Origin of the sequence: Paenibacillus sp. FSL M7-0656 (genome assembly GCF_038003225.1) — a bacterium.
Lineage (GTDB): Bacteria > Bacillota > Bacilli > Paenibacillales > Paenibacillaceae > Paenibacillus > Paenibacillus amylolyticus.
Window position 1 is genome coordinate 1,493,783 of sequence record NZ_JBBOOT010000001.1, and the last position, 12,736, is coordinate 1,506,518.

The window sequence follows — 12,736 nt, forward strand, 5'->3', positions numbered from 1 at the left end:
AGATCTGGGATCTCCGGCTAGGCTAGATATAACGACTTAGCAAATTAGGATACAGGCTCCACTCCCCAGACAAGCTCGCCGTTCCGGTAAAGAGTTACCTTGGTCCAATCGGCAAAAGAGGTCTGCAGCGGGTTAAAGGAATAATCATCCCCCTCGCTGTAATTGGACCAGTCTGCTTTGTGCAACCGGGTATGTATCTCCCCAGAGGTTCCTCCGACCGGGATCACGCCTGCTCCGGTACCGAACTTCAGTTCCAGATAATGGTCCGCTCCAGGAACAGGTGCAGGCAGTTTCACTATGCTGCCGCTGATCTGACTGCCTCCAAGCTGTGCATAATCACAGAAAAAGGATTGTTGTTTCTCCCCGTCCACTGTATACCAGTAACGAATTGTCAGTTCATTCAGGCTAACTGTGGAGGTACCGTTGTTGTGAATGACAAACTGCGGTTTCATTTGGTTATCGAGCAGATTTGTATCCCCTGCACGATAGACTAGAGTCAGATTGCTAGCAGGCTCTGGCAGCCCTCCACCCTGGACCTTTGCGGAAGCTTGAACGGAGTTCACACTCTTCCCAACGCTGTTAACCGCATTCACCACATAGTAGTAGGTGGTTCCAGCAGATACCGCCATATCCTTATAGCTTGTTCCCGATACAGCGGCCACAGATGTATACGGTCCGGCTGCTGTCAGCGACCTGTTTACCGTATAGGAGGTCGCACTTGCAGATGCACTCCAGCTTAGATTGATGCTGTTGTCGCTAACCGCAGTGGCGGTCAGATTCTGCGGAGCGGCAGGTACTGCCTCGACCTGGACCGTCTCTAATACGGACCAATAGGCTGGCTTGGACTGGAGTCGCTCGTCGAAAAGCAGCGGCCAGTTGTTGCGGGCGACCGGGAAGGTTCGTAGCCAGGTATTGGCATCATCCTTGCCCCACAAGGTAACATTTTTGACTGTATCCGTATGCCTCAGGAAGATCTGGAACAGGGACTTGTACAGCGCCGCCTGCTGTGTCTTCAGTTCTTCCGGGAAGATATCATAAGATTGCGAATCATTGGAATATATACTTACATCAAGCTCGGTAATATGTGTTTCGAGACCCAGCGCCTTAAATTTGACAATGGAACTCTCAATTTCCGAAAGGGTTGGATAAAAGAGGCTGATGTGTGTTTGATGGCCGACTCCGTCAATAGGCACACCCTTGGCTTGAAGGCGAGTGATCAGATTGTAGAGGGCCTGGCTTTTGGCCGGCTCATGGGTATTGTAGTCATTAATAAACAACTTGGCATCCGGGTCGGCTGCATGGGCGAATTCAAATGCCTTCTCAATATATTCTTCCCCGGCAATCTGGTACCACAGACTGCGCCGCAGGCCATCTGGCTCGGAGGCATCAATGACTTCATTCACAACGTCCCAAGCGTAGATCTGGCCTTGATAACGCTCCATTACCGTCTCAATATGCTGCTGCATCCGTTCATACAGCATCGTTTTGCTCACCAGATTGCCGTTGGCATCGTGGAATACCCAATCCGGAGTTTGTGTATGCCAAACGAGGGTATGCCCGCGTATCTCTTGTCCGTTCGCTGCTGCAAAAGCGACTGCGGCATCCGCCCCGCTGAAATTATACATACCCTCTTGCGGCTCGGTACTGTCCCATTTCAGAACATTGCCTGGTGTCAGACTATCAAAATGCTTCATAAGCAGCTGCTTGTCCGGTTCGGTCAGCAGTTCATTGTTCGTGAAGGCCGTCCCAATTCGAAACTTGCCCGCAAAAGCATCCTGTAGGGAAGGAATGTCTTCTTCGATCACAATGGGTCCGAGATCTGGCAGCTTCTCCAATCGGAAATCATCCATATAAAAAGAAGCTGTGGCACGGTCTGGCACTTCAAAATAAACCGATAACTGATTCGCTGGTTCCAGCATTTTAAACTGTGCAGTAAGCTTGGTCCATCCGCCTGCGGATGCGGTACCGAATGTTAAATTTTCATAATGTGTTGTATCTGGCAGGGTACGCTGTAAAGACATATTAAGGTTTGTGCTGGACTCTCCCGCCGGAAGCTTCACCCAGCCAGTGAACACATACGTCTGTCCCACCTCCAAAAGTTCTGTCACATCCAACGCTGGCCCATGCCATGTCATAGCACGCCCGCTCACTTCCAGTCCATAATCTCCGGTACGCGCTGCAACGGCGCTTGCATGAAGCGTTTCTACTTCACCGCGTCCGCTCCAGCTCTGGACCGTGCCATCTTCAAAATCATGACTCAGAATCAGGGTGTTTTCCCCTTCTGCCGCATGGACAGATGGAGCCGCCCAATACAAAGGAACTAACAACGTTATCATCAAAACAAATTTAAGCGCTTTCAAAAATATCATTTTTCTCATCGCTTCCATTCTCCTTTATCGAATATTAGGATGAATTCCTTATTCCAAAGGCTAAGGCCATATCCACCTCCTTGGTTTTAGTTATAAAATCAGAGTCCTCATTCAAACGGATACGGGGGGCATACGTTCGGATAAGGACTCCATATGGTAAATTATAGTATAAATTGTCTATGATCTACAACTGAAATGTACTTCCCCCTCTAATTTCGGTTAGAAATGCAATATCCGTTGCTTCTGCACTCATTCACACTAGCTCCTCCATAATCTGACAACCCATAACGAAGGTGTATACCTGGTGCTCCGCTGGCTTCAAAAGTTGTCTTTAAAGTAGTCTTCAAAGCTTTCTGCTTACTTCTTTCAGCCTACACCCTGTGTCTCCTGCGATACTCAGATGGACTTATGCCCAACGTTTTGGAGAACACTCTACTTAGATAAAAACCGTTCTCATATCCGCATCGCTCGGCAATTTGGTTAAGGGTCAGGCTGCTGTCAGCCAAGAGGTTCTGCGCTTTTTTCAGACGGACCCGTTTGAGATAGCCTGATGGCGTCTCCTGAAAAGCTTCCCGGAAACGCCTTGTCAACTGCACCGGACTCAAGGCCAGTCGCTGTGCCAATTCCTGAAGGCTGATCTCCTCTTCCGCCCGCTCCTCCAGCAGCGCTGCCGCTTCAGCCATTCGTGCGTCTTCGGTAAATCTCCGCTCCTTTAAGCGATTCTGTCTGCGTTCCACCTGATACAACTGCCACAAATCCATCATAAAATGTGTCTTCCAACGGGCAACTTCCCCCTTATTCTCCTCACTGTCCTGACGTAAATAAGCGTACGTCGAGGCTAACCGCTTCATGTCATTAATCAGCGATTTTCCGGCTGGTGGCAGAAACTCCTCCTCCTCCAAGCTACTGCTAAACTGTAAATAGTGAAATGTCAGCGGGGTAATGACTATCCGCCGAAAAGGAACCGCCGGGGGGCACAGCACCAGATCGCCAAAACTCGCTTCTCCGATCTGACCCCCAATCTCATAATGGAATATTCCCTCTTCGACGGCAAAAGCCACCCAAGTCGTATAGATATCTTCCGTAAGAGCAAATTCCCCTTTTTGCTTCCAGTAGATGTGGTTAAGCAGCTCCATGACTTGACCACCCTTTCTGTGAAATAAAGTATATGTTTGATGATAGTATAGTGCATTTAAAAAGTGAATATATAAATCTAAGATGAAATTATAGATATGTAGTTGGAGTGAAGGTGGATCTAACTTCAGTTAAGGAGGTCACAGATATGAAACAAGAGCATGTACAAAACGACATCACCGTCATCGGCGGAGGACTTGCTGGTGTATGCGCAGCGATAGCCGCTGCCCGCATGGGGCAGCAGGTGGCGCTGGTGCAGAACCGCCCCGTGCTTGGCGGCAATTCCAGCAGCGAGGTTCGGGTCTGGGTGTGCGGTGCCACCGCCCACGGGATTAACCGTTATGCCCGGGAAACGGGTATTATGGGGGAACTATTTGTAGAGAATCAGTATCGTAATCCAGAGGGCAATCCTTATCTCTGGGACTTGATCATTCTGGAAGCCGTTCGAGCTGAATCCAACATCAGCCTGTACCTGAACACGGATGTACATGAAGTCGAGGCTACTGGCGATGGGGATGAACGAAAGATCACCTCTGTCACTGGCTGGATGATGGGTTCTGAGCGCAAAATCCGATTCGAAAGTCAGATCTATCTGGACTGTACGGGTGATGGATTGGTAGGCTTTCTGGCTGGAGCCAAGTTTGCACTCGGCCGGGAAGCCCGCAGCGAGTATGGCGAAGAGTGGGCACCAGAGGTGGCTGATCAGATCACGCTGGGCAGTACACTTCTCTTTTATACCAAGGATGCTGGTGCGCCTGTCCGTTATATCCCGCCTTCTTTTGCCAAGGATATTACACAGACCAGCATTCCGATTCGCCGGGTCATTCGCAGCGGGGATTCCGGTTGTCATTATTGGTGGATTGAATGGGGCGGTGAACATGACACCGTTCATGACAATGAGCTGATCCGTGATGAACTGTGGTCCGTGATCTACGGGATCTGGGACTATATCAAGAACTCCGGCAAGTTTGATGCAGATCATATGACGCTGGAGTGGATTGGTTCTCTGCCTGGCAAAAGGGAGTACCGTCGCTTCACGGGTGACTATGTGCTCACCCAGAATGATATTATCAGCCAGCGGGAGTTCCCGGATGCCGTTGCTTTTGGCGGCTGGTCCATTGACCTGCATCCCCCGCAGGGCATGTACGCCGAAGCGAGTGGCTCGAAGCATATGCATGCCGATGGCGTATATCACGTGCCGTTCCGCTCGCTGTATTCCGCGAATGTGCGGAATATGCTCATGGCCGGGCGCGACATCAGTGCATCACATGTCGCCTTCGGCACAACGCGCGTCATGGCAACATGCGCGGTCATCGGCGAAGCCGCGGGTACGGGCGCGGCGCTCTGCGCGTCCATGGGGGTGTCGCCGCGCGAGCTGCACGCGAGGCATCTGGCGGTCCTGCAGCAGACGTTGCTGCGGCAGGACGCTTCCATCATCGGGGTGCGCAGCCACGATGAGCTGGATCTGGCCCGGCGTGCCCAGGTTACAGCCTCCAGCACGCTGACGGGCATCGCCCTTGAGCAGCCTGGCGAGACGTACCCGCTGGGTACAGATGTCGCCCTGTTGCTGCCTGTGCATCCAGTGCTCAGCGGCCTGGAGCTACTGCTGGATGCATCCAGCGATACCGCACTGACGGTAGAGCTGTGGGATACGGGGCGTAAGGAGAACTACGTCCCGCATTCGTTACAAGTTACGGCGACTGTTAACGTTACAACAGGAAATGCGCAGTGGGTGAAGCTGCCGCTCGAATGGCGACCGGAAGAACCGCAGAATGCTTTTATAATCATCCGCTCCAATAAAGCCGTCTCACTCTACCATTCGACAGAAGCACACAGCGGAGTGCTGATCTTCTTCAAAACAGAAGAAAACCACGTGTCCAAAAATCTGGAGGATCATGCCACGAATCAGCCTGTCGTATTATGGTCCATGCAGGGGTTGGCGCGTCAGCCATTCTGCTGTCGTACCCTCTCTGAGACTTCGGCATATTCAGCGGACAACACGATTAACGGTTATCATCGCCCTTACGGTGGGCCGCAACAGTGGATGTCGCAGCCGATGCAGTCTGGCAATCCTGAATGGGTGCAACTGACATGGGAAGAGCCACAAACCTTGGCTGAGTTGCACTTGACGTTTAATGATGATGTGAACGAGGATCTGGTTAATTTACATCACCATCACACAACATTCCGTGTGATGCCTGAGCTGGTGCGTGATTATCACGTGGAGGTACTGACTCCTGCTGGCGAATGGACACAAGTCGCAAGTGTTCAAGAAAATCACAAAAGAAAAGTTATTCATTCTCTGGATGTCCCTGTGTCAGCTCAGGCTCTGAGAATCATAATTGATGCCACAAATGGCAGCAGATATGCCCAATTAATCGAGATTCGAGCTTACTAAAACAAAAAGGAGGATACAGGAAACTGTATCCCCTATCCTCCGTACAAGTCCGCCTGATTCTATTCGGCGGTTGGAGCCCGCAAGCCCTCAATCAGGATAAACAACGTAAGTGCTTGTCCATATCCCATCGGACTGATCGCTATATCTTTATAAAACTGAGCATCCTGCCCCACAGGTGTACCATAGGACACCTGCTGTACAACGCCGTTATCATCAATCTGTTTCAACACCGCTTCAAGCGCACTCAAGCCATTCTGGCGATAGGATTCATCCAGGTATCCATACCGAATTCCCTTAAGAATGCCGTATCCAATCGCTGCCGTTGCCGAGGTTTCTTTGTAAGAGGTTGGATCATCCAGCACAGTGTGCCACATGCCATCCTCACCTTGAAGCTTGCTCAGTGCTCTGACTTGAGCGGTTGCTGTATCCAACAGATAGGCCTTTAACCCGTCTTCGATCGGAATGATATTCAGGAAATCCATAACTCCCGCCGTATACCATGCATTGCCTCTTCCCCAATGAACAGCACCATAGTTATGATTTTCATTGAAATCCCAGCCATGATAGAACAATCCGGTTTTCTTGTTATATAGATATTTGATATGCACAAGGAACTGTCGTTTGGCTTCTTCCACCATGTCGGGTTTCTTGAAGTATACCCCTGCCTTGGCCAAAAATAGCACCGTCATAAACAGGGTATCAATCAGAATTTGACCATCATTGGCATCTCCCGTAATCATATGTTGAAACGCACCATCTCCGGTTCGCAGCAGTCCATCCATGATCCAACTGCTCCACTCCTCACAGACCTGTTCGTACTCCCTGTTTTCGGTCAGCTCGCATAGTGAGATCAAAGTAAGGAGCGGAGCGCAGGTGTTCACATTTTTTTCCGGTAACCCTTCCATCAGCCTTGCATTGTACCATGATTCGAGAAATTCCAGCACTTTAGGATCTTTCGTTGCCTCATGGAGTTGAAGCAAGCCATACAGACCGACACCTTGCGGCCATTCCCATAGATGTATGTCGATTAGTCCGATGGGAAACTGTTCATTGATACTTGTGTTTTTCATAGACTCCATCGCTTGGGATACCTTGCTTATTCTCTCCTGCAGCACCATTTGATTCGGCATGTTGGTTATCACTCCCTTGGTTTCTTGCAAATGATTCAGCGCTCCATGTCCAGTAACTTCAGTTGTCCCTTCACTCCATAACCTTCATGTATAATTTCCTCTTCTTTAATAAGAAAAGGCTTGTTCATTCCCCATTGAATTGGACCATATACCGGGTCTGTTAGAGTGAGAGTTAAAGCTTGATTATCGAATTGCGGGCTTGCAGAACGAACTTGGTTGATAAAAGCGTCAAATGACCCGAATTGCTGTTCGCTTCCTGCTCTTATAATCCAGGCGTTACGCAAGCCAGGTGAAATAAGCTCACGTTTTCTTGTCACCCCGCTGCTCTCCATACTCGTCCCGTTGGCCGCATATATAGCTGCATAACCCTTATCCAAACGGGCAAAGTGCCAGTTCTCATGCCTTACCCATTCCGTGAAGGAGTGAGTAGGAAAATAAGCATGTGTCCAGTCAGAGTTGTTGTCCGCAGGAATATCAAACATCATCAAAGCGATCCCCTCATGCTGAACAACATCGGGCAATATCCCATTCCCAGCCCAGAAGCAAGGTCGACCATCCCCATGCTTGTATATTTCTGCCGGATGATTCACCCAGATCAGCGCCTCAGGTGACAGAGATAAATGCTGGACATGCTCCTGATAACCTGGCTTGCCTGAACGAAAGCGAATGATTGAGGATAAGGAGTATTCCCTGGTCCGACAATGATAGAGCTTGGCGTAACCTCCCTTGCCCTGCTGATTAGCGAACACCAACTGCTGATTGTCCCCAAGCAACAGATGCTCCTGATATGCTGCTGGAGGGCTGTAATCCGATAAACTCAAGGCAACATTGCTTATTGAATAATTGTTTACATTGCCAACGCCATAAGCGATCCAGCACATTGAAGTTGTTCCCGCTGCATAACCACCCAGCAGTTCCTTCTCATAGCTGCGCCCAAACGTTGTGGACAAGACTCCTTGATGCATCTGAACGGTAATATAATAGAATAACAAGTCCATTGCCTTTTTGGCTTGCTCTCTGAGCTGTTCAGTATGGGCAAATTCATAGATATGCAATAGCCCAACCGCATCAATTGGAATGTATGCACTTGAATTCCATTCTGCCAATCCTTCATCCAAAAAGCACTCAAACCATAATGCAAGCCTCTGCTCTGCTTTTTGACGGTGTACTTCACCTGATTCACCACTGTTGCTGAACGTTTCATCTCCAAACAGCTGTCCGGCTAACAGTTCATTGGTATGGAACAACAAGGCATGGTTCTCACTGAAGAACCACATCACATCATCGCCAGGTTCATCAATCCAATACCGATAGCCCAGAATACTTGCTTTCACCCGATCCCAGAACGATTCACTGAACAGACCGCTATTTCGCTCATCTCTCCAAAGACGGAACAGTCCCACCAGGTAGAAGTCACTGCAATCCTTCCGTTGCTCAATCCCTTCCACACCCTCAAGCAAAATGTTCTCCGCTTCTTGCAGATTACCTCCTGTTTTGAGCATGGCGATGGCCTTATGAATATTGGAACTGCCCTTCTCGGCAATGCATCGCAGAGCCAGGGATTTGCGAGCTTCAATATCCGCAGCTTGCTGAGCAGCCTCATCATAGCTCGTATCATAGGATTGGCAGCCAAACTTCTTGGTTAGTACAACATTTGAAACTGAAATAGCCAGCGTGAAATATACGTAATGATGACCGAGTTGATTCGTATGTGCCAGGACCAAGTCCGTTTCCTTTTCGGCGATGTGTATCGTCTTGTTTTCGGTACCGTCAAAAAAATTGCCATACTGAATATCAACCTCTCTAACGATATCCGGCAAGGGAAGCGGCAGCTTGAGCTTAATCTGCTCACCTCTGAAGAGATCCGAAGGAAAATAAGCCTGTTCGAGGGCTTGCTCTGCGGATTTTACAGACTCAGCCAAATGAGGAGCAATAGGCAGGGAAATCACCAATTCCTCGTCTCCCAGATATTCCAACGCAAAGGCATACATGGTATCCCGCTCAGCCAGATCCTCCCAGCAGGCATAGATCTCATTAATTCCAGCTAAAAGTTCAGCTTTAATTACGATTTCCTGCTCCTTGTTACGCATGAGTGGCGCAAAATCCGTTACCATTTCCCCATTCACCCACAACGTCAGACTGCCATAGGTCTTAATCCGCAAAGAGGCGGTATGAGCAGTCGGAGAAATGAGTCTTGTCGCCGCGTAACTGCGCAGATGTGTCGGTACAAACCAAAATCCTGATTGCTCCACACGTGGATTATTCCAAGGAGAATACAGTGCCCAAGGCATTCCGTTCTCTTCTCCAACGAAGTCGTCTCCCGGGCTAGGAAACTCGCTCCATTGATCAAAAAATCGCTTCACAGGCTGCGTTCTCCTATGTTCTACAAATTCCTTTCTGCATGGATTCTCATGAATGGCAAAACCATCGATAAGCCAATCATTAATATCTCCCTCCATCGTTGTTGGAACAAAGGCAACAGGCTTTGTATATATGCCGCTGATCATCCAATGATTAATGACCTGATTGTGACCTAATTTCATAGGTTTATAATTCAAGGTATCCATCCCACTCCGGGTGGTATCTGACATTCAACTCATCCTTTCATTCCTGAAGTAATCATACCGCTGACAAAATACCGCTGGAAAACCATAAAAACAATCAGTACCGGAAGCATCGTGATGACGGACATCGCAAGCAAACTTCCCCAATCCACGTTGTATTCACCAATAAAATTAGAGAGCGCAAGCTGAATCGTATATTTCGATGGATCACTAATCGCAATTAATGGCCATACAAAATCATCCCATCTCCACATGAAGGAGAAGATTGCGAGCACCGCAAGAATCGGCTTCGCTATCGGAAGAATAATGCTCCAGTAAATTTTCCATTCGCCCGCTCCATCCATCCGGGCAGCTTCCAACAGCTCGTCCGGTACGGACAACAAATACTGCCGCATAAGGAACACACCTGTTGGGGTTGCTGCTGGCGGGATAATAATCGCGAGTAGGCTATTATACAACCCCAGTGCACTCAGCACTTTGAATATAGGGATCATAATTACCTCAATCGGAATCATGAGTGTTGAGACAAAAGCAATTAATATGATCGCGCTTCCGCGGAAGCGATATTTCGCCAATGCAAAACCTGCCATGGAGTTAATCAATAACAGTAGCAGCGTTGAGCTTACAGTTACGATCGTACTATTCATAAAATACAAGCCAAAATCGCCTTTACTGAATGCCTCCTTGAAATGCTCGAAGGTGATTGGCTGCGGCCATAACTTGGGAGGGAAGCTGTACAGATCGCTATTCGTTTTTAGAGAAGAAATCACGACCCACAGGACAGGCAGGAGCCACACCACTGCGGCAACACTTAACAGACTGTAGATGAAGATTTTGACCATAGGCTTCATTACCATTACGTAGCCCCTCCTTTCGATAGACGGAATTGCAGAGCCGAGAATCCACCAATAAGGATAAACAGTATCACCGACATGGCACTGGCCAGACCGAGTTCCTGTCTGTTAAAGCCAATCTCATAAATATATTGAACAATATAGGTGGTATCTTTGCCCGGCCCACCACCTGTAAGCGCAAACATAAGTGGGAATGCTTTGAACGCGTCAATCAGAGTCAGCATAACAACAAGCAAACTTGTGGGCTTCAAAAGCGGGAGCGTGATATAGCGGAACACCTTCATTCCCGTTGCCCCATCCAAGCGGGCAGCCTCATAATAATCCGTAGGTATAGCCTGCAAACCCGCGATAAAAATGACCATGAAAAAGCCTGCACGTGACCATACTGTCGCGATGATTACTGCCGTATTTGCCCAAAAGGAAGAGGTTAAAAAGCCGACAGGTTCCACACCAACCACGGTTAACAGATGATTCAAGATGCCAAATGAATCTCCGAAAATCCACTTCCAGGTCAATCCTACGATAATGTAAGAAATCATGGTCGGCCAGTAAAATACGGCCCTGAAGAACCCGCGCATTCTAATCTCGCGTGCAAGCAGTAAAGCAATGCCTAACGCTGCTGCATATATTAGAGGGACAACAATCGCTGCATAAATCCCCGTTCGTCCGATGGTCGACCAAAATTCCCGATCCCCTATAATTTTGATATAATTATCCAGCCCGTTGAACTTCATTGGGTTCAATCCATCATAGACATGAAAAGAATAATAGAGGCCCAATAAAGAAGGAAATACGATAAAAGTTCCAAAGATCAGGAGGTTGGGTAGTATAAACAGATAAGGAGCAATAACGAGCTTCCTGTTCTGTTTTGCCAGCGTATTTTTGTTTAATCGTTGTCCTTCACTCATCTGCTTGCCCCTTCCTTATGCGTTATTCGAAAGGGAGGCTTCACAGGAATCGGTAAGCCCCCGTATACGAATTAACCAAAGCGCTTTACGTTTATTGACTGCCAACAGCCTCGTTAATCAGTTTGGCTGTTCGATCCAATGCCTCCTGCGGAGTTGCCTTATCGGATAAAACCTCAACAATATTATTTTTCAGGTCCGTTGAAATTTTGGATATAATGGTCTGTCTGGACCAGTCATTAGCTGCAAGAGGCGAACTGTTCTTCAGTTCATCCGCGAAAATTTCAAACATTTCCTTGCCGAATTCATAATTCAATACAGAGCTGTCCTTCCGTGGACTCATAAACAATGATTCTTGGTTATATTTTGAATTTACTTCTTTGGACGTTAAGTATTCAATAAATTCTGCCGCCTCCTGCTCATATCCGCTGCCTTTGAAAGCCATCAGAAACTTCCCGCCTGGTACTGAAGAACGTTGTGTTCCTTTTGGCATATAGGTGACTCCCCATTCAAAATCGGTGATATCCTTGTAATTGCTGATCATCCAGTTGCCAGCCCAGTGGGTAGCCACCGTCCCGGAACGGAACAGGTTGTTCGGATTTTCCCCTCCGAGCCATACGGATTCGGGCATGATCCCTTCTTGATGAAGCTGCTTGAACTGCTCCATGCTACGGATTCCGGCTTCACTGTTAATCGCTGCTGCAGTGCCATCCTCTGTTAAGATGCTTCCGCCATTCTGATACAAAAGAGTGGACCATCTATGCGGTGTGACATCCCATACCATGCCATAACGTGCTCCGCCTTTGTCCATAACCTCTTTTAACGCAGCTGTGTATTCATCCCACGTCCATACCTGGTCAGGAGAGGTCGGTACTTTGACGCCCGCTTTATCAAATAAGGTTTTGTTATAAATAAGCCCATTCGCTGTAACATCCATAGGCGCCGCTACCAGCTTGTCATTAATAACATAATAAGGTTTAAGTGAGTCAATAAATTGATCCTCGAATTGGTCCGCATTGTCCACGTAAGGTGTCAGATCAACCGCCTGATTAGCAAATGATCCGGTATCCGTGACCCGGCTCAGGGCAGGTGGCTTTCCACCGGATAACATTGTTTTTAATTTGGTTTGGATATCCTTGAAGCCAACTTCAATCAGGTTGATTTTAACCTTGGTATTGGTCTGCTCATAATCTTTAATGATTTCCTTGATGACTTCTCCTTCTTTTCCGTCAGAGAACCACAGGAAATCCAGGGTTGTTTGTTTTGGATTAGCATTGGTACCTGAATTTCCGCAAGCAGTCAATACGATGAGTAACATGACCAATACCATGCTAGTGATGAGCTTAAACGTTGTTCTTCTTGTCATATCAACATCTCCTTGG

At 48.2% G+C, this 12,736-nt stretch carries 8 protein-coding genes; 1 reads left to right on the forward strand and 7 read right to left on the reverse strand.

Annotation, left to right across the window (positions count from 1 at the left end; genetic code table 11):
* Window positions 1-44: 44 nt before the first annotated feature.
* Together MHI01_RS06235 and MHI01_RS06240 are read right to left on the reverse strand one after the other, a co-directional pair.
* Complete coding sequence (locus MHI01_RS06235) at window positions 45-2,378, reverse strand: endo-1,4-beta-xylanase (RefSeq protein ID WP_340982772.1); 2,334 nt, start codon at window positions 2,376-2,378, stop codon at window positions 45-47.
* 362 nt (window positions 2,379-2,740) lie between these two features.
* Window positions 2,741-3,505, reverse strand: a complete 765-nt coding sequence (locus tag MHI01_RS06240) for an AraC family transcriptional regulator (RefSeq protein ID WP_340982773.1) — start codon at window positions 3,503-3,505, stop codon at window positions 2,741-2,743.
* A gap of 113 nt (window positions 3,506-3,618) precedes the next feature.
* Here MHI01_RS06240 and MHI01_RS06245 point away from each other — a divergent pair, with 113 nt between their 5' ends.
* On the forward strand, window positions 3,619-5,901 hold the full coding sequence (locus tag MHI01_RS06245) for an FAD-dependent oxidoreductase (protein ID WP_340982774.1): 2,283 nt from the start codon (window positions 3,619-3,621) through the stop codon (window positions 5,899-5,901).
* Between the two features lie 59 nt (window positions 5,902-5,960).
* On the opposite strand, the gene bglB is transcribed toward MHI01_RS06245, so the two are convergent.
* The 5 genes from bglB to MHI01_RS06270 form a co-directional block, all read right to left on the reverse strand.
* Entirely contained in the window at window positions 5,961-7,031 is a 1,071-nt protein-coding gene (bglB, locus tag MHI01_RS06250; protein ID WP_101313873.1) for a beta-galactosidase BglB, read from the reverse strand.
* 35 nt (window positions 7,032-7,066) lie between these two features.
* Entirely contained in the window at window positions 7,067-9,598 is a 2,532-nt protein-coding gene (locus tag MHI01_RS06255) for a hypothetical protein (protein WP_340982775.1), read from the reverse strand.
* 29 nt (window positions 9,599-9,627) lie between these two features.
* The gene (locus tag MHI01_RS06260) at window positions 9,628-10,452 is read right to left on the reverse strand and encodes a carbohydrate ABC transporter permease (RefSeq protein ID WP_036609056.1); all 825 of its coding nucleotides are present in this window, start codon (window positions 10,450-10,452) and stop codon (window positions 9,628-9,630) included.
* Entirely contained in the window at window positions 10,452-11,357 is a 906-nt protein-coding gene (locus MHI01_RS06265) for a carbohydrate ABC transporter permease (protein WP_036609058.1), read from the reverse strand. Before MHI01_RS06265 ends, MHI01_RS06260 begins: the two co-directional genes overlap by 1 nt.
* Window positions 11,358-11,448: 91 nt before the next feature.
* Window positions 11,449-12,720, reverse strand: coding sequence for an ABC transporter substrate-binding protein (locus MHI01_RS06270; protein ID WP_101313871.1), 1,272 nt, complete (start codon window positions 12,718-12,720; stop codon window positions 11,449-11,451).
* Between the last annotated feature and the right edge of the window lie 16 nt (window positions 12,721-12,736).